This is a genomic window from Exiguobacterium sp. s194, assembly GCF_018618275.1.
Classification (GTDB): Bacteria; Bacillota; Bacilli; order Exiguobacteriales; family Exiguobacteriaceae; genus Exiguobacterium; species Exiguobacterium chiriqhucha.
In genome coordinates this window covers 26,250-48,773 of sequence record NZ_JACSLT010000004.1, presented here as the reverse complement: position 1 = coordinate 48,773, position 22,524 = coordinate 26,250, and the positions used below count along the sequence as shown (strand labels likewise).

Here is a 22,524-nt window from a genome sequence, read left to right as displayed (position 1 = left end):
AAAAAGCCGCAATGTTTTGCGTGCTAAACTAAAACCTGGTCTATTTCATTCAAGGGTTCGAGGAAAGGTGTTATGTCATGGAAGAGCAAAAGAAAAAGAGAGTCAAGAAACGCCGTAGAAAGAGTTCGCCCGCTAAACGCATCGCGTTCATCGCGGGAATCGTAGTAGGGTTGTTCCTGCTCATCGGAGTCGGGGTAGCTACATATCTATATAATCAAGTCGATTCGACCGTCGAACGCTTGAACGAGTCGACGGGCCTCAGCCCGGAACGAATGACGACGGAAGCGATCAACGACAAGAAGCCGATCTCGGTCCTTCTCCTCGGCGTCGACCGTCGTGCCGACGAGCAAGGTCGCAGCGACTCAATCATCGTCATGACGCTCAACCCGAACACGGATCAAAGCGCGATGCTCAGCATCCCGCGTGACACGAAGACGGAGATCGTCGGCAAAGAGACTTCTGATAAGATCAACCACGCTTACGCGTTCGGTGGAGCCGAGATGGCACTCGACACGGTCGAGAACTTGCTCGACATCCCGATCGATTACGTGGCTGAAGTCGATATGAAAGGCTTCCAAGACACGGTCGACCTCCTTGGTGGCGTCAACGTGACGAACAACTTGGCGTTCACGTCAGGTGAGCACACGTTCGAGCCGGGCGCACTCACGCTCAACGGTCCAGAAGCGCTCGCGTATACACGCATGCGCTACGACGACCCGAGTGGAGATTTCGGTCGCCAAGAGCGCCAACGTGACGTCATCACGGCGCTCGTCAATAAGGGCAAAGATGATTTCTCGATCTCGAAGTTCAACAACATGCTCGACGTGCTCGGCAACAACGCCAAGACGAACATGACGTTCAAAGACATTCGGACGCTCTCGAGCGACTATATGGCTGCTTTCAAAAACCAGGACGTCCTTCGCCTCGAAGGAACGGGCGGGAAAGAAAGCGACGGCATCTATTACTGGAACCCGGACGCTGCTTCACTCGAAGACGTGAAGTCGTATCTCGGACAATTGATGGAACAGTGACGCATCGCCTCATCCAAATTCGGATGAGGCGTTTTAATATGTGCGATAATAAGAAGAAAAGGAGTGACCCGAGTGCTCGACCGCCTAATCCGCCTCGTCATCGACGTCCGCCATCGGTTCAAGGACCACCATATCAACGACTACAGCGCGACGCTCGCGTTCTTTTGGTTTCTCGCCATCTTCCCGACGTTCGTCCTCTTGTTCGCCGTCATGGCGTGGTTCGGGATCGATGATGCCTTGTTGATCGAACAGATCGAGATTCTCATTCCGGGTTCGAGCGTGCGCGACATGCTGTCGATTGTCTATGACGTCAGCGGCAACATCAACGCCGGCCTCGTCTCAATCGGGGCCATCATCGCCGTCTGGTCGGCATCGAACGGGACGGCCCGTCTCGTCAAACTGACCGTATTCGCCTACGGGGAGACGGAGGCCCGGAGCTACGTCGTTCGTCGCTTGATTGGTTTGCTTACGCTCATCGCCTTCAGCGTCGGTGCCGTCATCTTGATTGTGTTCCATATCTTTGGCCGTGAGTTCGTCGAGCTCATGTACACGTGGTTCCCAATGCTCGAGGACTTCGACAGATTGGCGACTTTAGCGCGCTATACGTTGTCGACGATCATCCTCATCTTCGCGTTCTCCATGTTCTATAAGATCGCCCCGCAACAACACGTCAAATTCACAGAGACGCTCCCAGGTGCCATCTTCGCCGTCATCTCCTGGCAGATGCTGTCGACGGGCTATAGCGTCTACGTCGACCAGTTCTCGATGTTTGGCGATACGTACGGGACGATCGGCATCGTCATCTTGCTCCAGATTTGGCTCTACTTGACGGCGGCGACGATGTTGCTCGGTGCTGAAATCAACGCGGCTTGGCCCGACCATATGCGGCGCACACGGTATAAGACGCATTTCCCATAAAAATTGAAAAGATATGGTTAGCATTTTTTGACAACGTGCTATAATACAACACGTGAAGCGGGAATTATATCCATATCTAACGATTTTGAAAGCAGGTGCACGCATGGCGAGACATAAGAAGAAATCACGATGGAAAAAAGTGTTGGCGATCACGCTCGGCGTTCTGACGATTTTCCTCGTCGCCGGGGGTCTGTTCGTCTGGTCGATGTACCGGGACGTCAACGAGACGGTGACGAAAGTGAACGATAATCTCGAAATCAGTCCGGAACGGAAACAAGTCGAGACGATCGAACAGAAGGAATCGGTGTCGGTGTTGTTACTTGGGATTGACCGCCGTGACGGGGAGCAGGGACGGAGTGACTCGATCATCGTCATGACGCTCAATCCGACGACGGACGAAGGGGCGATGCTCAGCATCCCACGCGATACGAAGACGGAGATCGTTGGGAAGGGTATGAACGATAAAATCAACCATGCCTACGCGTTCGGTGGTGCTGAGATGGCGATGAACACAGTCGAAGGGTTACTCGATATCCCGATCGATTACGTCGTCGAGGCGGACATGGAGGCGTTCACCGAGGTCGTCGACGCGCTCGGAGGTATCACCGTAGAGAACAGTTTCGCATTCTCGTCGGACGGCTACAACTACCCGATTGGCCAGGTCGATTTGAACGGTGCCTCGGCGTTGTCATACGCCCGGATGCGCTATGATGACCCGAATGGTGACTTCGGTCGCCAAGAGCGGCAACGCGCCGTCGTTGCGGCCATCGTTGAGAAAGGGCGTTCCGATTTCTCGGTCGACAAAGTGACGAAACTGCTCGACGTCGCCGGCAACCGCGCCAAGACGAACATCGAGTTCAATGAGCTCGTGACGTTGTCGACAGACTATATGAAGGCGTTCCGTAACGCCAGCACGCTCCGCATCGAAGGGTCGGGCGGTCTGGAGTCAGACGGTATTTATTACTGGAACCCGGATGCGGCCTCGCTCGCTGATGTCCAAACTGAGCTGCAGCGCTTGATGAACTAAGCCATTCCTCATGGGATGGCTTTTTTTGCGTTTGAAAATCGTTTATCGGTGGGAGTGATAAAGAGACACTGAGGAGGGATCACATGCTTTGGGAAACTGTTGAACCGATCATCAATCAATTGGGGGACGATCATACACGGGAGGACTGGCAGGAGCTGTTCACGAAGTGGGACGGTCATCATTGGCATGACGGGGAGAGTGTGAACGAGAAGACGAGCGTGCTCATGATCGACGCCAACGCCGTCACGACGGACGGGAGCCCGGACTTGGACGCACTCCATGACCTATTGAAGGAGCACGTCCAGGCGTCGATCAGCGACTTGTATCTCGTTTCGCTGTTCCCGTATCCGGCCAAGCCGACCGATACGGCGATCAACCCGCGCATCCGGTTATTTGAAGACCTCGGACGCTTCAAGCATGAGTTCGAACTCATGTATGACACTGACCCGGACGTCTATAACGAGCTACAGTTCAATCTGCTCGAGGAGACGGACGCCTTCATCGAGCGGCTCGCCCAAGGCGCGACGAAGCTGCGTGTCCATGTGCAGTCGTTCCGCGGTATGCCGGAGGAGAGTATTAAGCGCGTCATCGAGCTCTGGCACACGGTGCTCCATCACTATAAACCGCACGGCCAGTTGATTCTCGCCTATGAAGGAGACGTCCAGGAGCTCGGTTCGTACGTCAGCGTCGCCGACGCCATCTGTCACTTCGACCTCGCGTCACACACGATGCTCGCTTTCGCGCAAGGGGACGCCAAAAAGCTGTCCGACTGGGCGAATCGGATCGAGGCGCCAGGAGATGGCAAGACGTACTTCAACTTCTTGTCGATTCACGAGCGTGACCCGTTCGAGAAGAATTTGATTGAGCCGAGCGTCGACATGATTCTCGCGGCTCACAGCATCTTGTTCTCGCTCCAAGGTATCCCGACTGTCGATTATCGGACGCTGCTCGGCGTGCAGACACCGGTCGACCGGGACGCGCTCATCCAAGAACTGAAGACGGACCCGTACCGCCTGCAAGTGTTCTCTGGAATCATCAGCCAGTTGAACGTCAAGCGGACGCATCCGGCGTTCTCACCGTACGCGGAGCAAAGGATCGATACGTCTGATAAGCGCGTCTTCACAGTCGAAAGAAAGAGTGAAGAGGAGACGCTTATGCTGTATACAAACGTTAGCAGTGAGCCAGTGACTGTGCGGACGAGCGGGACGAATCTGTTCACAGGCGAGCCGGTCGAGACAATCGAGCTCGATGCCTATGGGTTTGTTTGGGTGGAATCTGAATAGGACTTTTGATTCAAAATTGAATTGTGTGATTTAGGTGTATTGACTCATGAAACATTTGGTAGGAGAATGGATATAGAAGGAATTTCCATGACAAAATCCTACATACACCTAAGGAGCGAATTCCGATGAATCAATCATTATTTGTCCATTTCTTGAGCCTTACGTTCCATTCATTTTCGTATTGGATGTTCGCGACGTTATTCATCGCATTAGCGGGCTTCGTATTTTTCTACCTGTGGGACCGTGAGTTTGCAATCGAGTACCGGACGATTTGGCGCAAGTTCTACTATTTGACGTTTGCAGCGTTCGTCTTGTTCGGCTTAATCGTCGGCGAGTTCACGTTCGACGCCGCTTGGGCACTCGCGGGCATCGCCATCGTGATTGCCGTCCTTGACTTCGGGGTGCTCGTCACACCGGGCAAGGAACCAGAAATTATTGAAGTCGACATGACAAAACGGCTGACCGAAGAACCTTAAGGTTCTCGTGTCAGCCGTTTTTCTTATGCCCGATAACCGTTCGGGTTGTTCGATTGCCAGTTCCAAGCGTCGCGGCACATGGCACGGACGTCATGTTTCGCTTCCCAGCCGAGTACACGCTTCGACTTCGACGGGTCGGCAAAGCACATAGCGATATCGCCTGGGCGGCGCGGTGTCACTTGGTAAGGAACAGCTTTTCCACTCTCGGTCTCGAATGCATGGACGAGATCAAGGACGCTATAGCCGGTCCCGGTCCCGAGGTTGAACGCCTCGGCACCGGTATGGTCCATGACGTAGTCAAGTGCTTTCAAGTGACCTTCGGCCAAGTCGACGACGTGGATGTAGTCGCGGACGCCGGTCCCGTCCGGTGTGTCGTAATCGTCGCCAAATACGCTTAGTTCGCTCAAACGGCCGACGGCGACTTGCGTGATATACGGCATCAAGTTGTTCGGAACATCAAACGGATCTTCACCGATTCGACCTGATTCGTGGGCGCCAATCGGGTTGAAGTAACGCAATAGAGCGATGCTCCATGATGGATCGGCGATAGCGAGATCGCGCATGATGTCTTCAATCATCAGTTTCGTCCGACCGTATGGGTTTGTCGCGCTGAGCGGGAACGACTCGTCAATCGGTGTCCGTTCCGGCATGCCGTAGACGGTCGCCGACGAACTGAAGACGATTCGTTTCACGTCGAACGCGTTCATGACTTCAAGCAACACGGTCGTACCGACGACGTTGTTCTCGTAGTAGCGGAGCGGCTCTGATACCGACTCGCCGACGGCTTTTAGTCCCGCAAAGTGGATGACGGCGTCAATCGTATGTGTCAAAAAGATTTGTTCGAGCAGTTCGCGGTCAAGAATATCGCCTAGATAGAATGTGACCGATTTCCCTGTCAACGTTTCAACGCGCTCGATTGCCTCGCGGCGACTGTTCGATAAGTTGTCGACGACGATGACGTCGTGACCTGTTTCAAGCAATTGTAAAACAGTGTGTGTACCGATATAACCGGCACCGCCTGTGACTAAAATAGTGTTCATGTGAATAACCCCTTCCGTATATCCCTCTATTGATTATTTCTCCGTCAAGCGCACCCGGGTCTGTCCGTTTGTGCCTTCAAATAAACGGAGTGAATATGTCTTACTCTCGTAAACCACTGCATCGTCCGTCGCGAGGACCGGTTCGCCGAGCGGGCTGAATACCTCGCGCGTCGTTTGTGTGTTTGTCCAATCGATGGCGTGTACTTTGTCTTGTTGAATGACGAAGAACCCACCGTTATAGAACGCGTAGGCGTTTAACGCATCTGTCTCACGACCGTACGGCGCGCCGATCGTCTCCGTGAGTGCCACTTCGTTCATAGCGAAGAAGTCAGGAATCGATTCGCCGAGCCAATCGTTGTTCAAATTCGTGTTCACCCAGTCGAGTAGGGCGCTATCGGTCAAATCGCGTGTCGGCCAGTCGGTCGTGACGGCGTCGAGGGGAACCCATGCTGTCGTCCCATCCAAATTCACTTCGACATGGTCGTCTTGCTCCTTCACAATCTCGTATCGGTCGCCGATATCTCCTATATAGGTGACGGTCGTGCCGTTCGGTTCCGAGACGAGATTGACGTTTTTCGAGGCGAGCCAGACGTAGTTCGTTTCCGGTTCTTGAACGACCGGTTCAGGATCTGGTTTCGGCGTTTCCTCGACGACTTTGGCTTCTTGTTTTGGTTCCAACAAGTCCAATACATATGGATACCCGATATAGCCGCCTCCTATGAGTAAACCGAGGAGGAAAAGGACACCAATCCACTTACCGGATTTGCGTCGTGGTTTTGCAGGCTCGATAGTGCGTTGATACTTCGCCCGTTCGGCCCGTGACGGCACTGGCGCTTCGGGCATATAACGTTGCTTTGGAGCGGATGGTTTTTCCTCCACTTTTGGAGTTTCGATTACGGTTGGCTCAGGAGGGTTTACGACCGTTTTTTCTACAACTGGCGTCTCATTAACCGTTGTCTTGTCACCAGGAGTCGATTGTTGGACCGCCGTTTCTTTATTCAACACATCGTTATGCATCTCAAGTAAAGACACATAGTATGGAAGAAACGTGGCATCTTTCTTGCCATCTTTAATCCATGCAGCGAAATCGGCGGCCGATTTTTCATCGGTCGAAAGCGTGATATTCGTCGTACCGGTCAATTCTTCAAAGGACGTACTTAAGGATTTTCCGTCCCCTAAATTTTGTTTGATGGCATCTTGCAGTTTTGTACGTGTGGCCGCATTCGTATCTGCGTACAACTGGAGTAGGCGCTCACTAACGTGCACTATTGTCTCCTCCTTTTGTTAAGTTCTTCCTAACAAAGTTTATCAGATTTACATACCAAAAAACCCAAATTTTAAAAAATGGGTCATCAACTGTGAGGATTTTTGCTATAATGTTTTGGTATTGGCATTGTTAAATATTATCTGCGGAATTTTTCCAGTAGTGACTTTAAAGAACAGAGGAGAGAAAACACGAGCATGAAAGAAGAAACAATTTCCCTTGGAGAATTATTCTCCATCTTAAAACGGAGCAAATGGCTCATTGTAAGTTTAGCAATCATTGCGGCACTCATCGCGTATTTAGTTAGTTCATATGTGATTCAACCAACTTACGAGGCTTCAACACAAGTTTTAGTGGCTCCGAAAGAGACGCAGAATAATATGATTGACAGTGGTCAAATCCAGTCTTCAGTTGCTTTAGTTAACACTTATAGAGTTATTATTCAAAGTCCTGCTATTTTACAACCTGTTCAAGAGAACGTCATTGGTGCACCTAACAACATTAGTGGTCTGATTTCGGTCAATAGTGAGCAGAGCTCACAAGTCATCAATATTAAAGTGCAACACACGAACCCGGTTCTTGCTACTGATATCGCTAATGAAATCAGCGACGTCTTTTCGAAAGAAGTGCCAGAATTGATGAGTGTGGATAACGTCAAAGTTCTTTCGAATGCGTCGGTACCAATGTTCCCAGTGAAACCAAATATTTTATTAAACACCGCTATTGCAACGGTACTTGGTTTAATGATTGGAGTGGCGATTGCATTCCTTAAAGTGGTGTTGGATCGTCGTATTAAAACAGAGCAAGACGTGGAAAATATTTTGGAACTTCCGGTACTCGGAACAATTCCGGTCATCGATAAAGTCGAGATGCAATCGCAACGTCAATCGAAAGTGAAAGGTGAACAAGTCCATGTTTAAATTTGGTAAAAAGAAAAGTAAGCATCTTAAATATGATAAAACAGGACGTGATCTAATCACACTGCACAAGCCCAAGTCACCAATTTCAGAGCAGTATCGAACAATTCGGACGAATCTTGAGTTCACGGCAGTCGATGACGATCTCCAAACCATGGTGATTACATCAGCATCGTCAGGGGAAGGGAAATCAACGACAGCTTCGAATTTGGGAGTCGTGTACGCGCAACAAGGGAAACGTGTTCTGTTGATGGATTGTGATATGCGTCGTCCGACAGCCCACTTCACATTTCGCCTTTCGAACGGGATTGGTCTATCGACAGTCTTGGCAAAGAAAACAACGATTGAAAAGGCGACGTACGCGACGCAAGTCGAAAACCTCGATTTGATTGCAGCTGGTCCAATCCCACCAAACCCGTCAGAACTATTATCTTCGAAGATGATGGACCGTGTTTTGGAAGAACTAAGAGCTAATTACGACATTATCATTTTAGATGCACCTCCGATGATGCAAGTGGCGGATACACGCCTCTTAGCTCGCAAGGTTGACGGTGTCGTTCTTGTCGTCGGTTGTGATAAATCGGATCGCCAAATGGTTGTCAAAGCGAAAGAACAATTGACACTCGCAGAGGCACATATCCTCGGTGTCGTCTTGAACAAACGCGAGCCACAAGGTAGCGACGATTATTATTACTACTACGCATATGAATAAAAGGAGAGCGTGCCATGATTGATATACATTGTCACTTATTGCCGGCCGTTGATGATGGTCCGGAAACAGTCGAACAAGCGGTCGAGATGGCGAAGCGCGCCGTAAGTGAAGGGGTGACCGCAATCGTGGTCACCCCCCACGCGTTTCACCCGCAGTTTGATACGAGTCAATTAGATGTTTCAAATGCAGTGACAAAACTGCAAAACGTACTTCGACAAGAAAACATCCATCTTGATTTATACCCTGGACAAGAGATTCGTATTTTTGGTGATCTTATTGAATCGTTAGGGCAAGGCAAAGCGTTATCACTTGCTGGGTCACGTTATGTCCTCGTGGAGTTCCCGAATGACTCAGTTCCTGCCTATGCGGAACAATTATTCTTCGGACTTCAAGCGGAAGGTTACACGCCAGTCATCGCCCATCCCGAGCGTAATAAAGAGTTCGCGACCAACCCAAAACGGTTGATGGACTTTGTCTCGTCCGGTGCGCTTTCGCAGATTACGACAAGTAGTTTGATCGGAGAGTTCGGTCAGAACGTGAAGGAGCTCGCATTCGCTTTCCTTCGTAATGGCCTCAGCCATTTAATCGCATCAGATGCACATAGTACAGGTCGTCGAACATTTTATTGGACTGAAGTCGAAAAGGTAATTCGTGAAGAGCTTGGTCAAGATAAGTGGGAAAATTACGTAGTCACTTCGGAAGCGATTATAAAGGATGACTTCGTATTCGTCGATCCGCCGACGATACCGGTGAAAAACTGGCGAGGAAAATGGAAAAAATAATTCACTTATTACTAAAGTTAATTATTGACAATTAATCTTGAAATATGATTATTTGTCGACAACTGTCGAACGATTTTAGGTTTATTTTACTCCCCGTATGTTTTTATATTAGGTCGGAAGTGATACCCTTAATTTATAATTTTGAAAGGATGTAAGTTACATCCTTTTTTCTATGAATCGGGCAGAAAATATATATTATACCAGCGAGGAGGCACGATAAAATGTCATTTACAGAGCTGAAAAAAAAGTCGATTCGGACTAGTATTCTAGCTACACTAGATATTGTTGCAATTATTTCTGCAATTACATTTACTTATTTCTTTTTATATCCCGTCGAATTTTTATTTTCAATGAATCAAAATCATTTTATTCAATCGGCAATCATTTATAGTGTGTTGTTTATTATAATAGCGGGTTTAAGCGGTCTATATGCGATAGCATGGAGATTCGCCAGCATTAAAGAAGCTATTAGACTAACACTTACATTGGTAATGAGTACAGCATCTCTTTATCTCATACAGTTTAGTATGTATGGAGAAGCAATGGAACGTATGTTGTTTCTTAGTTTCTGTCTTTCTTTATTAGCTTTGGGAGCAATTCGATTAGGGTCGCGTGTAGTGATTACTTGGAACTCTAATTCTGCTTCAAGTTTATTTAATAAGAAATTAAAGAAACGAAAAGATGAAAAACGTACGCTAATTATTGGTGCTGGTCAAGCAGGGCGAATGCTCGTCCGTCAAATGCAGTACTCACAAAATCATCGGATGAACCCGATTGGGTTTATCGATGATAATAGTCATCTACAATCACTAACTGTCAACGGCGTGAAAGTGTTGGGAAAGGTTAATGACATAGAATCTGTAGTTGAACGTGAAGCAATTGATAAGATTGTTTTCGCCATTCCATCAATGAATTATAAAGAACGATTAGAAATCATAAAACGTGCAAAAGCGATTTGTACAAATGTACATACTTTGCCAATGATTGAAGAAGTAGCAGCCGGTAAAGTGTCGGTTAACCAGATGCGCCAAGTGTCAATTGAAGACTTACTTGGGCGCGAGCCTGTAGAACTTGATATCTCTGGAATACAGTCAGAGGTAGAAGGGAAAACGGTTCTTGTGACTGGTGCTGGCGGATCAATTGGATCCGAAATATGTCGGCAAATTTTGAAATTCCAGCCATCACGCCTTTTATTGCTAGGTCACGGAGAAAATAGTATTTATCTGATTGAACGTGAACTTCGTGATTTGAACTTGAATATTGAACTTATTCCGATTATTGCGGACATCCAAGATCGAAATCGATTAAAAGAAGTATTTGAATCATACACACCGCATCTTGTCTTTCATGCAGCAGCTCATAAACATGTGCCATTGATGGAGACAAATCCCCGTGAAGCAGTAAAGAATAATATTTATGGTACTAAAAATGTTGCGGAAGTGGCTGATGAGTTTAGCACTGCTCGTTTTGTCATGATTTCGACGGACAAAGCGGTCAATCCGACGAACGTTATGGGGTCGACAAAGCGGATTGCTGAGATGATTGTCCAAAATTTGGCGAAGACGAGTCGAACGAAATATGCGGTCGTACGTTTCGGAAACGTGCTCGGAAGCCGTGGATCGGTCATCCCACTCTTTAAGACACAGATTGAAAAAGGTGGTCCGGTTACAGTCACGCATCCAGACATGACACGCTACTTTATGACTATTCCTGAGGCGAGTCGTCTCGTAATTCAAGCGGGAATGCTCGCCGATGGTGGGGAAGTATTCGTGCTTGATATGGGAGAACCCGTTAAGATTGTGGATCTTGCCCGCAACATGATCAAGTTAAGTGGATTCACGGAAGAACAAATTGCGATAGCCTTTAGTGGCATTCGTCCCGGTGAGAAGATGTTCGAAGAATTACTAAAAGAAGGAGAAGTTCATCTAGAAGCAGTTTACCCGAAAATTTTCACAGGTATTGTTACAGAGGAAGCTAATTTACGGGAAAAACTTGAGCGGATGAACAATCTGAAGACAAGCGAAGCGCTCGGACTTTACCTTGTCAATTGGGCAAATGATTGTCTTGATTCAGTAGAGCATGAGCAACTGAAAGAAACCGTTTAAGTAATGGAGTGTGAATAATGAAGTATATTGAACAGAAAAGAAAAATTGACTTTATGTTGTCGTTCATTGGACTTATTGTACTTGCGCCTTTATTTATTGGAATTATGATTGCGATTAAGCTCGAGTCAAAAGGTCCCATCTTTTTCAAACAAAAACGTGTAGGGCTTCATCAATCACATTTTAATATTTTAAAGTTTCGGACGATGCGAGTCGATGCACCAAAAGACACGCCGACGCATTTACTAGGCGATCCCGATCAATACATTACAAAAGTTGGCAAGCTTCTTCGGAAAACGAGTTTAGATGAATTGCCTCAAATTATTAATATTTTTAAAGGGGAAATGGCGGTGATTGGACCGCGTCCTGCACTATGGAATCAGTACGATTTGATTGAAGAACGAGAAAAATATGGAGCGAATGATGTATTACCAGGTTTGACAGGGTGGGCTCAAATCAATGGGCGTGATGAGTTACCAATTGAAATAAAAGCAAAATTAGACGGGGAATATATCAAAAAAATATCCTTTTGGATGGACATCCGTTGTTTTTTAAGGACTTTGCTGAGTGTGGTGCGGAGCCAAGGAGTATTAGAGGGCGGTACTGGGTCTATGATCAAAGAGGTGGCTTCAGCTATGGAATTCAGTAAGGATGAGAAGCATGACAGCAAATAAGCATATTTTAGTAATCAGTCAGTATTTCTTTCCTGAAAATTTTAGAATTAATGAAATTTGCAAAGATTGGGTGAGCAAAGGCTACAAAGTGACAGTTGTTACTGGAATACCTAATTATCCGGAAGGTAAATTCTACGAAGGGTACAGCTTCTTCAACAAACGTTCCGAAAACTATCATGGCGCAAAAGTTTTCAGGTTGCCTATTATTCCGAGAGGAAGTTCGAAACTCTCACTTATCTTAAATTATTTTTCCTTTGTCGCTTCGGGTCTAATATGGTCAAAATTTTCAAGAGTGAAACCAGATAGTGTATTTATTTTCGAAGTGTCACCAATGACACAAGCATTACCTGGAGTATGGTTTGCAAAGAAAAATCAAGTCCCGTGTCACATTTATGTTCAAGATTTATGGCCAGAAAACGTAGAAATTGTAACTGGGATTAAGTCTAAAAGAATACTTGAACCGATTGGTAAGATGGTAGACTACGTTTACTCTAACTGTGAGCGGATTTTTACGACATCTAATAGCTTTGTACAGGCAATACTAGATCGCGGAGTTCCAAAGAATAAAGTGTTTTATTGGCCGCAATATGCTGAAGAAGTTCACATTAACATGTTTCATAAAAAGAAAATAAAAGGTGAACTGTCTGTTGTGTTTACAGGTAATATCGGAGAAGCTCAAGGATTAGAGCAACTAGTTCCATTAGCAAGAGAGTTAAAACGATTGGGATATGAGCAATCAATCGACTTCACTTTAGTTGGTGAAGGACGTTTTAAAAATACTTTAATTAGTATGATAGCTGCTGAAAAGCTTATGTCTATGTTCACATTTACAGAGAGGGTTTCTTCAGAAAAAATTCCTACAATATTACGATCGCATGATATCGCATTATTATCTCTTTCACCTAATCCCTTATTTGATAAAACGATACCGGCAAAACTACAAACTTATCTTTCTATCGGAATGCCTATATACGGTTTAGTCGGAGGAGAAGCGAAACGTATTATCGAGGAATCTCGATCTGGTTATACTGCAAATCAAAAAGACCTAAATAGTCAAGTTGAACTTCTTCTAAACTTTTTAGGAAAAGAAGAGAGCGATATGAAAGAGTTTAGAGATAATGCGACAATGTACTCAAAAAATCACTTTGATAAAAATAAATTAATGAATGAGATGAATAGACATTTGAACAATCTACCACTTGAAGAAACTATGAAGGAGACTACTTATGTTTAACAATAAAACATTACTTATTACGGGAGGAACGGGTTCTTTCGGAAATGCAGTAATGGAGCGTTTCTTGGAAACTGATATTAAAGAAGTTCGTATTTTTTCACGTGATGAGAAAAAACAAGAAGATATGCGTAAAAAATATCAAAATGATAAATTGAAGTTTTACATTGGCGATGTTCGCGATCAGAATAGTGTGAAAAATTCGATGTATGGCGTAGATTATGTTTTCCATGCAGCTGCTTTAAAACAAGTACCTTCATGTGAGTTTTTTCCGCTAGAGGCAGTGAAAACAAATGTACTTGGCACTGAGAACGTTTTAAATGCCGCCATCGAAATCGGCGTTAAAAAAGTAATTTGCCTTTCGACCGATAAAGCAGCGTACCCAATCAACGCGATGGGGATTTCAAAGGCGATGATGGAAAAGGTTTTTGTTGCGAAAGCACGTACGATTGATTCAACGCAAACACTAATCTGTGGTACTCGTTACGGTAACGTCATGGCTTCTCGTGGATCGGTTATTCCTTTGTTCATTGATCAAATTAAAAAAGGTGAACCATTAACGGTCACAGATCCAAATATGACGCGATTCTTGATGAGCTTGGAAGAAGCGGTAGAACTTGTCGTATTTGCATTCAATAATGCTGTAGCCGGTGATATCATGGTCCAAAAATCTCCGGCTTCTACAGTTGGAGACTTAGCAATTGCTTTAAAAGAGCTATTTGAAGCAGATAATGAAATTAAAGTAATCGGTACACGTCATGGAGAAAAGGCATTCGAGACTTTATTGACTCGAGAAGAGCATATAGTTGCAGATGATATGGGTGACTTTTACCGAGTTCCGGCAGATACGCGTGACTTAAATTATGATAAATATTTTAGCGAAGGTGATCAAAAGTTGACTCAAGAAGGTGAATACAATTCGAACAATACAGAACGTTTATCGATTGAACAAATCAAACAACGTTTGTTGACGCTTGACTATGTGCGAACTGAACTTGAGAAGCGAGTAAAAGCATGAAGATTCTCATAACAGGAGCTAATGGGTTTGTTGGGAAGAATCTTGTAGCGGAGTTGAAAAATCAAGGATATAACGATCTACTTCTTTGTGATCGAAACACAACAGAAGCTGAATTGAAGCAGTACGCATTAGAAGCAGATTTTGTTTATCATCTCGCTGGAGTAAACCGACCTAAAGAAGATAAAGAATTTGAAGTCGGAAATAAAGGGTTTACAGAAAAATTGTTAAACTTACTTTCTCAAAAATCGACACCACCTGCACTAGTGTTTTCTTCGTCAACTCAAGCTGAGCTTTCTAATGCGTATGGGGTAAGTAAAAAAGAAGCGGAGTCGCTAGTCATTTCTTATGGGCAAGAACAGACTGTAGATGTAATGATTTATCGTTTTCCTAACTTGTTTGGGAAATGGTGCAAACCAAACTACAATAGTGTAGTCGCGACTTTTTGTCACAACATCTCGCGGGAAATACCGATTCAGGTCAATGATGAACAAGCAGAGCTTACATTGGTCTATATTGATGACGTCATAGCTGAACTTATCAATAAACTTGAAGAACGTAAAACGAAACAAACGATTTACGGTGAAGTTAGCCCAAGCTACAAGGTCTCATTAGGTGACCTAGTGAAACTATTAACGTCTTTCAAAGAATCGAGAAAAGATTTATCTTTGCCCTTGTTGAATGACTCCTTCAGCAAGAAACTATATAGCACTTACTTAAGTTATTTGCCTGAAGATCAGTTTTCATATGAATTAAAAATGAATAAAGATTATCGAGGATCATTCACTGAGTTTATTCGTACCCCGGATAGAGGGCAGGTTTCAGTTAATATCTCAAGACCGGGGTTCACGAAAGGAAACCACTGGCACCATACAAAGAATGAAAAGTTCCTTGTCGTAAGTGGGCAAGGTGTTATTCGATTCAGAAGAATCGATACAGAAGAAGTTATCGAATACGTCGTAAGTGGGGACAAACTCGAAGTAGTGGATATCCCAATAGGATATACACACAATATTGAAAACTTGGGTGATACAGATATGGTTACCATCATGTGGGTAAATGAACCGTTTGACCATAACAGCCCTGATACATATTACTTGGAGGTTTGATTATTTGATGAAAAAATTAAAAGTTATGACGATTGTTGGAACGAGACCAGAAATCATTCGATTATCTGCGACAATCAATCGTTTGGAAGAATCGGAAGCCATCGAACATATTTTAGTGCACACAGGACAAAACTATGATTACGAATTGAATGAAGTATTCTTCGAAGACTTTAATCTGAGAAAACCAGATTATTTTTTGAATGCTGCAAATGGAACAGCCACAGAAACGATTGGGCATATTTTAATCGCAATTGATCCTATCTTAGATAAAGAAAAACCTGAGGCAGTGTTGATTCTTGGTGATACAAATAGTTGTTTATGCGCAATTGCAGCAAAAAAACGAAAAATTCCGATTTTCCATATGGAGGCAGGTAATCGATGTTTCGATCAACGTGTTCCTGAGGAAACAAATCGTAAAATTGTAGATCATATTGCGGATATCAACTTGACATACAGCAGTATTGCGCGAGAATACCTACTTCGTGAGGGATTACCTGCAGACCGTATTATTAAAACAGGAAGTCCAATGTATGAGGTTTTAGAGTCAAAACGAAATGAGATTGAAAATTCTGAGGTACTATCACGACTAGGGTTGTTAAAAGACAAATATTTCTTAGTATCCGCACACCGAGAAGAGAACATTGGGTCTGAAAAGAACTTTTTGAATTTAATGGAGTCATTGAACTCAATTGCAGAATTATATGATCTACCAGTTATTTTGAGCACGCATCCGCGCACTCGAAAAATGATTGATGAGAAGCAGGTAAAATTCCATCAAAACATTCAATTATTAAAACCGCTTGGATTTATTGACTATAACAATCTTCAAATTAATGCAAAAGCAGTATTAAGCGATAGTGGAACAATTAGTGAAGAAACTTCGATATTAGGTATAAAATCTCTAAACATAAGAGAAGCACATGAGCGACCTGAAGCTATGGAGGAAGGCACAGTAATGATGGTAGGTGTTTCAAGCAAGACAGTATTGCAAGGTCTTAAGATTCTAGAAAATGAAATTAATCTTCGAATAGTTGAGGATTACAATAGCATAAATGTATCTGAAAAAGTATTGAAAATTATTATTTCATATACAGATTATATTAATAACGTGGTTTGGAGAAAAAAGTAAAATGCAGGACATAGCGGTCGTTATTCTTACTTTTAACGAAGAAAAAAATATTGAAAAATGTATAAAATCAGCTAAATTAATTTCAAATGAAATTTACGTAGTGGACAGCTTTAGTACAGACAGAACTATAGAAATAGCTCAAAAACTGAATGTGAACATATTTTTTAATGAATTTATTAATCATAGTGAACAACTTTTATTTGCGATTGAAAAATTACCAATAAAATCAACCTGGATCATGAGATTAGATGCGGATGAAGAAATCCCTCGTCAAGCTAGTAAAGAAATTATTAATTTATGTAAAGACAATATTGAAAGTGAAATAAATGGTATTGTAGTAAGATTCCAAGTGAACTTTTTAGGTAAGTCTCTTCGCTATGGAGGTATATATCCTTTAAAAGGGTTAAGAATATTTAAAAAAGGAAAAGCCACGGTAGAAAAAATCGAGATGGATGAGCATCTATATTTGATTGAGGGAAAAAGTATAGAAATGAAATCAGATATAATACATAACGATTTTAAATCACTAACAGATTGGATCGCGAAACATAATGTGTATTCAAATAAAGAAGTAAATTATTATTTTTCAGAAAAAAAGATTGAACCTAATCTTTTGATAACTCAGAAAATTAAAAAGAATTTAAAAAATAAAATTTATTATAACCTTCCATTCGGAATTCGTCCATTATCCTATTTTTTATATAGGTATATTATTAGATTAGGGTTTCTTGATGGTAAAGAAGGCTTTATGCACGCAATTCTACAAGCATTTTGGTATAGATTTTTAGTTGATTGTAAAATACATGAAAGAAAAAAAGAAAAGGAAGTTATATGAAGAAGGTAATATTAACATTTAACGGAGTGTACTTGCCAGGTTATAAAGCGGGTGGACCAATTAGGAGTATTGCTAATCTCGGATTTTATTTATCTGAGAGTATTTCTTTAAAAGTTGTAGCTATGGATCGAGATGTAGGTGATTTGGTTAGTTATGAAAATATACAAAGTGAAGCGTGGAATAAAATAGGGATAGAAAACGTTTACTATCACAAAGGAGAAAAATTAACTATAAGGCAAATATTTAATCTAACAAGGGGAAAACACGATTTAATATTACTTAATGGGATTTTTTCTGACTATACAATAAAGACATTAATTTTAAACAAGATGAAATTAATTTCTACACCTATAGTTATTATGCCAAGAGGTGACTTGTCAAATGGCGCCCTTTCTATCAAAAATAAGAAAAAAAGATTGTTTTTAAAATTTTCGAAAATTATGAAACTGTATAAAAATTTAAAATGGATTTCAACATCTTCGGAAGAAGAAGTTCAAATCAAAAATATATTCAGAGAAAAAAATATTGAAACACTGATGAACTTTCCTGATAAAAAACTATTACAAGAAACGCCACTTGTTTCTTATAAAGAAGAAGGAAAACTGAGATTAATATGCATATCTAGAATAACACCTGTGAAAAATATATTATTCTTAATCAAGTGTTTGGAAAAAATAAAAGGTAGAGTAACATTAGATATTTATGGACCTGTGTCTGATGAAGCATACCATAAAGAAATTATTGAGACTGTAGAGAAGTTGCCTAAAAATATTAGTGTCGAATTCCATGGTCCTATAGAACATTCAAAGGTTGAAGAAATAATTCCGAAATATGATTTTTTTATTTCTCCTACTTTAGGTGAAAATTTCGGACATACAATTGTTGAATCTCTTATCAACGCATGCCCAGTAATTATTAGCGACCAAACACCTTGGAATGGTTTGGAGAATAGTATGTGTGGATGGGATATTCCTCTTGATGAAAATAAATTTGTAAGCGTCCTAAATAAAGCGATAGGAATCGATTTTAAGACACATGAAAAAATGAAAAAAAACTCAAAAGAATACATCAAAAGAACAATTAAAGTAGATGATTTAAAGGAAGATTATCTTAATGTTTTTTTGAGTGTTTTGAAAGGATGATTTTAGTGAGTGAATTTAATCAACATTTTAATGAAAAGAATAATGGTATTGGTATTTTAGGCTTGGGATATGTGGGTATGCCCCTTGCCATCTCCTTTTCAAAAGTAACTGACGTAATTGGTTTTGACCCAAACAGAGAAAAAGTGCAATTATATCAATCTGGAATTGACCCCACTAATGAAGTCGGGAACGATGCTATAAAAAAATCCTCAATGAAATTTACGAATGATGAAACAGAGTTAAAAAATGTTTCTTTTTACATTGCAGCAGTACCAACACCAATAAACAGTGATAAAACTCCTGATTTAAACCCTGTAATCAATGTCAGTAAAACGATAGGGAAATATTTAAGAAAGGGTTCTATTGTCGTATATGAATCTACTGTTTACCCGGGGGTTACAGAAGATATTTGTGTACCCATCTTAGAAGAAGTATCGGGTTTGAAGCTAGGAACTGATTTCAAAGTTGGTTATTCTCCAGAAAGGATTAACCCTGGAGATAAAGAGAATCGATTAGAAAATATTGTTAAAATAGTTTCTGGTTCAGATCAGGAAGCACTTGAAATAATTTCTCAAGTGTACAGTACGATTATTAAGGCGGGTATTCATAGAGCACCTACAATTAAAGTAGCTGAAGCTGCAAAAGTAGTAGAAAATAGTCAACGAGATATAAATATTGCATTTATGAATGAACTTTCTATGGTTTTCAATAAAATGAACATAAACACTTATGATGTCATAGAAGCAATGAATACAAAATGGAACGCATTAAAATTTACTCCTGGGCTTGTGGGCGGACACTGTATAGGAGTAGATCCGTACTATTTCTTATACGAAGCCGAAAAAATTGGATATCATAGTCAAATAATTGCTTCTGGAAGAAAAGTAAACGATGGGATGAGTAGATTTGTTGTAGAACAAATTATCAAAGAGCTAATTAAATTAGATATATCAATAAAAAGGGCAAATATCGGTATTTTAGGATTGACATTTAAAGAAAACACACCTGATATTCGTAATTCTAAAATGTTTGATATTGTAAATGAATTAAAGGGCTATGGTGTAGTTCCCCAAATATCAGATTTATACGCTAATGAAGAAGAAATAAATAAAATCAGTGATTCAGAGTTTGTTGATTATGAAACTTTCAAAGATTTAGACTGTCTAATAATCGGTGTTGCTCACGATGAATATAAAAAATTGACTAACTATGATTTCAATCGAATTCGTGGTAACAAAAAAAAGTTATTAATTATTGATTTAAAAGGGATATTTCCATCAACCAGATTTGAAAGTGAAAATTTTAGTTATTGGAGTTTGTAATGAAAATTGCATATTTATTAAATATACCATCACCATATAGAGTTGATTTCTTAAATGTAATGGGTGAAAACAATGATGTTAAAGTTTTTTTTGAAAATAAATATTCCAAGTATCGGAATTTAAATTGGCATAAATTTAATCATGTCAACTTCACTTCAGAATATTTAAGTGAAACTGAAAATTTTAAGTTCAAATATTCTTACTTTATTTATTTACTACGTAATAATGATAGAACTTTTGTAATTGGAGGATATTCAACGTTTTATGGTATGTTATCGATTGCATTAATGAAAACATTTAATAGAAGATATATATTAAATATTGATGGAGGCTTCGTAAAAAAAGAGAATTTTTTAACCCGTATTATAAAGAAGTTCTTTATAGGTGGGGCTACTGCCTATTTAGTTCCAGGTGATAAATCAAAAGATTATTTACTCAATTACGATGTTGAAGAAAGTAGAATATACAAGTATCCTTTCACGTCTATTTATCAAAAAGAAATTGTCGAGTACAATCAAATTGATAGTTTAAAAAAGAAATATAGAAAAGAATTTGGATTTGACGAGAATGAAAAGATAATAATTGGTGTTGGTTCATTTGTACCAGCTAAAGGATATATTGATTTAATTAATCTTAAAAGAAAGTTAGGTAAAGAGTTTAGGTTAGTATTAGTGGGCGGGAAGCCATCTCAAGAATATATGGACTTGATCAGTGAGTGTGGTATTCAGAATATACGGTTCATGGATTTTCAAACCAAAGAAAACGTAAAAAAACTACTTACATTAAGTGATTTATTTGTTCATCCTTCTAGATATGACGTATGGGGATTAGTTATAAATGAAGCCATGTCATGTGGCTTGCCGATAATTTCATCCTATGAATGTATGGCAGCATTAGAAATGATTAAAGATGAACATAACGGATTTTTAGTAAACACACAAGATATCGAGCAACTATTAACTAAAGTTTTGTATATTTTAGAAAATGAAGACGTTCGCAAAAAAATGTCAATAAATAGTATTGACATCATTCAGAACTATACCATAGAAAAAATGGCCATAAGGACTGGTGAAATTATTGGAGACGTTGTTATTAAAAACTGAACAGAAAAAACGTAAATCATTAAATTATGTATTGAATGTATGTTTATTAATAAGTTTACTAATATTTAGCTTTCTAAACACTATTACATTAATGATTTCTTTGTTGCTTTTAACTTTTCTTTTAACTAAGAAAGAATTGGGGGCATTAATAATAATCATTTTTATAATGGTACGAACGATTATTAATCCTGGTGTGGCTATAGACATATCTTCGGTACAAACTTTTAAATATTTAATTCTTTTATTATCTTCATTTTCAATAATTTACTTGAGCTTGCAAAAAAAAAATAATTACAATAATTTTCCGATCTATTCGCTTACAATATTTTATGTATATATAGTTATAAGTTCATTACTTATTAGTGGTTTTCCCATAGTATCGATATTTAAAATTACATTATTTTATATTGTGTTCCTAGCTATACTAATTGGCATTAAAACAACTTCTAAAGAAATAGATTGGAAAGAGAAAATTTTTCAAGTCTTATTTTTTCTAATTTTAATTTCGATTCCGCTTATAATATCTCCGTTAGGATACTTAAGAAATGGGGTGTCGTTTCAAGGCATCACAAATCAACCTAATATGTTCGGTATTATAGTAGCATTTTATGTTGCGTTTAATTTAGTAAGGTCAAACAATGAAAAAGATCTGTCTTACTCTAAAAGTGCACATTCTTTAATCGGACTCCTATTGATATATGTTACTTTCTCAAGAACTGCTTTAATTACTGTTTTGACGTGTATTTTAATATATTATTTTTTAAATTTCACTAAAAATTACAAGAGTATAATTTTGGGATTTGGACTCTTTTTCCCTATTATTTTAATAATTGGATTTACAAAAAAGAGCCAAGAGATCTTTATAAATTACATTTACAAATCAAATTACGATAGCATTCTTTATTCACGGTCGATTCAACTAAAAACTCTTCTAGATGATTTTATAGAGAGTCCATTAATCGGCAAAGGTTTCGGGGTACCTTCAGTTGAAGGCTCAAATCGGTCCTGGAATTTTGGATTCGAATATATTGTGGAAGCAGGTAATATAGTTTTCGGATTATTAGCTTTCTCTGGAATTTTAGGTTTATCACTATTTATATTTTTGATTTTAAGAATCATTTACATCAGTAATAATAGCTTGAAATTACTTCCGTTACTAGTTGTGACATTCATGTTAAATATGGGGGAAATGATGTTTTTTAGCCCAAATAACATTGGAGTCCTTTGTTATTTGTCCCTTGCGATATATGCATATGATACTTAATTTCTTTTTTACATGATAAATCATAAATTTAAGTGCAACACCCTAACGTGAAGGTAAAAAATCTTATTACGCTTTGCTCGTATATAATACAGTCGCGACAATACACTTTCAGACGGAGGAGTTACACCAATTTTGCAACAATGGAGAG

The 22,524-nt window shown here is 40.8% G+C and carries 21 protein-coding genes; 19 read left to right on the top strand and 2 right to left on the bottom strand.

All coding sequences use genetic code 11. From position 1 onward, the window contains the following. Positions 1-77: 77 nt before the first annotated feature. The 5 genes from KNP85_RS05830 to KNP85_RS05810 all read left to right on the top strand — a co-directional run bounded on the left by KNP85_RS05830 (position 78) and on the right by KNP85_RS05810 (position 4,735). Positions 78-1,031, top strand: coding sequence for an LCP family glycopolymer transferase (locus KNP85_RS05830; RefSeq protein ID WP_214802086.1), 954 nt, complete (start codon positions 78-80; stop codon positions 1,029-1,031). A 72-nt stretch (positions 1,032-1,103) separates the two neighbouring features. Further along, positions 1,104-1,949, top strand: a complete 846-nt coding sequence (locus KNP85_RS05825; RefSeq protein WP_214802083.1) for a YihY/virulence factor BrkB family protein — start codon at positions 1,104-1,106, stop codon at positions 1,947-1,949. A 103-nt stretch (positions 1,950-2,052) separates the two neighbouring features. Continuing rightward, positions 2,053-2,976: an LCP family glycopolymer transferase gene (locus KNP85_RS05820; RefSeq protein WP_021066268.1), complete on the top strand. Its 924-nt coding sequence runs from the start codon at positions 2,053-2,055 to the stop codon at positions 2,974-2,976. An 83-nt stretch (positions 2,977-3,059) separates the two neighbouring features. Further along, entirely contained in the window at positions 3,060-4,259 is a 1,200-nt protein-coding gene (locus KNP85_RS05815) for an alpha-amylase family glycosyl hydrolase (RefSeq protein ID WP_214802080.1), read from the top strand. 125 nt (positions 4,260-4,384) lie between these two features. Further along, complete coding sequence (locus KNP85_RS05810; RefSeq protein ID WP_214802077.1) at positions 4,385-4,735, top strand: hypothetical protein; 351 nt, start codon at positions 4,385-4,387, stop codon at positions 4,733-4,735. A gap of 23 nt (positions 4,736-4,758) precedes the next feature. Here the strand turns inward: KNP85_RS05810 and galE are convergent, their stop codons facing one another. After that, positions 4,759-5,775: a UDP-glucose 4-epimerase GalE gene (gene galE, locus KNP85_RS05805; RefSeq protein WP_214802074.1), complete on the bottom strand. Its 1,017-nt coding sequence runs from the start codon at positions 5,773-5,775 to the stop codon at positions 4,759-4,761. A gap of 33 nt (positions 5,776-5,808) precedes the next feature. Next, on the bottom strand, positions 5,809-7,041 hold the full coding sequence (locus KNP85_RS05800) for a hypothetical protein (protein ID WP_214802073.1): 1,233 nt from the start codon (positions 7,039-7,041) through the stop codon (positions 5,809-5,811). A 195-nt stretch (positions 7,042-7,236) separates the two neighbouring features. On the opposite strand from KNP85_RS05800, the gene KNP85_RS05795 reads away from it, so the two are divergent. From KNP85_RS05795 to KNP85_RS05730, 14 genes are all read left to right on the top strand, one after another. Continuing rightward, positions 7,237-7,959, top strand: coding sequence for a YveK family protein (locus tag KNP85_RS05795; RefSeq protein WP_214802070.1), 723 nt, complete (start codon positions 7,237-7,239; stop codon positions 7,957-7,959). Beyond that, positions 7,952-8,668: a CpsD/CapB family tyrosine-protein kinase gene (locus tag KNP85_RS05790; RefSeq protein WP_214802067.1), complete on the top strand. Its 717-nt coding sequence runs from the start codon at positions 7,952-7,954 to the stop codon at positions 8,666-8,668. Before KNP85_RS05795 ends, KNP85_RS05790 begins: the two co-directional genes overlap by 8 nt. Positions 8,669-8,682: 14 nt before the next feature. Further along, the gene (locus KNP85_RS05785; protein ID WP_214802064.1) at positions 8,683-9,450 is read left to right on the top strand and encodes a tyrosine-protein phosphatase; all 768 of its coding nucleotides are present in this window, start codon (positions 8,683-8,685) and stop codon (positions 9,448-9,450) included. A gap of 221 nt (positions 9,451-9,671) precedes the next feature. Continuing rightward, entirely contained in the window at positions 9,672-11,555 is a 1,884-nt protein-coding gene (locus tag KNP85_RS05780) for a polysaccharide biosynthesis protein (protein ID WP_214802061.1), read from the top strand. 17 nt (positions 11,556-11,572) lie between these two features. Continuing rightward, positions 11,573-12,226 (top strand): sugar transferase, encoded by a 654-nt coding sequence (locus KNP85_RS05775; protein ID WP_214802059.1) that lies wholly within the window; start codon positions 11,573-11,575, stop codon positions 12,224-12,226. Then, positions 12,213-13,460, top strand: a complete 1,248-nt coding sequence (locus tag KNP85_RS05770) for a glycosyltransferase family 4 protein (protein ID WP_214802056.1) — start codon at positions 12,213-12,215, stop codon at positions 13,458-13,460. Before KNP85_RS05775 ends, KNP85_RS05770 begins: the two co-directional genes overlap by 14 nt. Further along, on the top strand, positions 13,453-14,475 hold the full coding sequence (locus tag KNP85_RS05765; protein ID WP_214802053.1) for a polysaccharide biosynthesis protein: 1,023 nt from the start codon (positions 13,453-13,455) through the stop codon (positions 14,473-14,475). The genes KNP85_RS05770 and KNP85_RS05765 overlap by 8 nt, the downstream gene beginning before the upstream one ends. After that, positions 14,472-15,581, top strand: coding sequence for a polysaccharide biosynthesis C-terminal domain-containing protein (locus KNP85_RS05760; RefSeq protein WP_214802050.1), 1,110 nt, complete (start codon positions 14,472-14,474; stop codon positions 15,579-15,581). Before KNP85_RS05765 ends, KNP85_RS05760 begins: the two co-directional genes overlap by 4 nt. A 7-nt stretch (positions 15,582-15,588) precedes the next feature. Next, positions 15,589-16,710: a non-hydrolyzing UDP-N-acetylglucosamine 2-epimerase gene (wecB, locus tag KNP85_RS05755; RefSeq protein WP_214802047.1), complete on the top strand. Its 1,122-nt coding sequence runs from the start codon at positions 15,589-15,591 to the stop codon at positions 16,708-16,710. A gap of 1 nt (position 16,711) precedes the next feature. Then, entirely contained in the window at positions 16,712-17,545 is an 834-nt protein-coding gene (locus KNP85_RS05750; RefSeq protein ID WP_214802044.1) for a glycosyltransferase family 2 protein, read from the top strand. Continuing rightward, positions 17,542-18,687 (top strand): glycosyltransferase, encoded by a 1,146-nt coding sequence (locus tag KNP85_RS05745; RefSeq protein WP_214802042.1) that lies wholly within the window; start codon positions 17,542-17,544, stop codon positions 18,685-18,687. Before KNP85_RS05750 ends, KNP85_RS05745 begins: the two co-directional genes overlap by 4 nt. 5 nt (positions 18,688-18,692) lie before the next feature. Further along, positions 18,693-20,009, top strand: coding sequence for a nucleotide sugar dehydrogenase (locus KNP85_RS05740; RefSeq protein WP_353048918.1), 1,317 nt, complete (start codon positions 18,693-18,695; stop codon positions 20,007-20,009). Then, positions 20,009-21,112, top strand: coding sequence for a glycosyltransferase family 4 protein (locus KNP85_RS05735; RefSeq protein WP_214802023.1), 1,104 nt, complete (start codon positions 20,009-20,011; stop codon positions 21,110-21,112). Before KNP85_RS05740 ends, KNP85_RS05735 begins: the two co-directional genes overlap by 1 nt. Next, positions 21,087-22,376 (top strand): O-antigen ligase family protein, encoded by a 1,290-nt coding sequence (locus KNP85_RS05730; RefSeq protein WP_214802020.1) that lies wholly within the window; start codon positions 21,087-21,089, stop codon positions 22,374-22,376. Before KNP85_RS05735 ends, KNP85_RS05730 begins: the two co-directional genes overlap by 26 nt. The last annotated feature ends 148 nt before the right edge of the window (positions 22,377-22,524 follow it).

What these genes read in the sequence shown, in the direction of transcription:
- KNP85_RS05830 (WP_214802086.1), top strand. Translation starts at nt 78, where the DNA reads ATGGAAGAGCAAAAGAAAAAGAGAGTCAAGAAACGCCGTAGAAAGAGT.
- KNP85_RS05820 (WP_021066268.1), top strand. Translation starts at nt 2,053, where the DNA reads ATGGCGAGACATAAGAAGAAATCACGATGGAAAAAAGTGTTGGCGATC.
- KNP85_RS05815 (WP_214802080.1), top strand. Translation starts at nt 3,060, where the DNA reads ATGCTTTGGGAAACTGTTGAACCGATCATCAATCAATTGGGGGACGAT.
- KNP85_RS05810 (WP_214802077.1), top strand. Translation starts at nt 4,385, where the DNA reads ATGAATCAATCATTATTTGTCCATTTCTTGAGCCTTACGTTCCATTCA.
- galE (WP_214802074.1), bottom strand. Translation starts at nt 5,775, where the DNA reads ATGAACACTATTTTAGTCACAGGCGGTGCCGGTTATATCGGTACACAC.
- KNP85_RS05795 (WP_214802070.1), top strand. Translation starts at nt 7,237, where the DNA reads ATGAAAGAAGAAACAATTTCCCTTGGAGAATTATTCTCCATCTTAAAA.
- KNP85_RS05790 (WP_214802067.1), top strand. Translation starts at nt 7,952, where the DNA reads ATGTTTAAATTTGGTAAAAAGAAAAGTAAGCATCTTAAATATGATAAA.
- KNP85_RS05785 (WP_214802064.1), top strand. Translation starts at nt 8,683, where the DNA reads ATGATTGATATACATTGTCACTTATTGCCGGCCGTTGATGATGGTCCG.
- KNP85_RS05780 (WP_214802061.1), top strand. Translation starts at nt 9,672, where the DNA reads ATGTCATTTACAGAGCTGAAAAAAAAGTCGATTCGGACTAGTATTCTA.
- KNP85_RS05775 (WP_214802059.1), top strand. Translation starts at nt 11,573, where the DNA reads ATGAAGTATATTGAACAGAAAAGAAAAATTGACTTTATGTTGTCGTTC.
- KNP85_RS05770 (WP_214802056.1), top strand. Translation starts at nt 12,213, where the DNA reads ATGACAGCAAATAAGCATATTTTAGTAATCAGTCAGTATTTCTTTCCT.
- KNP85_RS05765 (WP_214802053.1), top strand. Translation starts at nt 13,453, where the DNA reads ATGTTTAACAATAAAACATTACTTATTACGGGAGGAACGGGTTCTTTC.
- KNP85_RS05760 (WP_214802050.1), top strand. Translation starts at nt 14,472, where the DNA reads ATGAAGATTCTCATAACAGGAGCTAATGGGTTTGTTGGGAAGAATCTT.
- wecB (WP_214802047.1), top strand. Translation starts at nt 15,589, where the DNA reads ATGAAAAAATTAAAAGTTATGACGATTGTTGGAACGAGACCAGAAATC.
- KNP85_RS05750 (WP_214802044.1), top strand. Translation starts at nt 16,712, where the DNA reads ATGCAGGACATAGCGGTCGTTATTCTTACTTTTAACGAAGAAAAAAAT.
- KNP85_RS05745 (WP_214802042.1), top strand. Translation starts at nt 17,542, where the DNA reads ATGAAGAAGGTAATATTAACATTTAACGGAGTGTACTTGCCAGGTTAT.
- KNP85_RS05735 (WP_214802023.1), top strand. Translation starts at nt 20,009, where the DNA reads ATGAAAATTGCATATTTATTAAATATACCATCACCATATAGAGTTGAT.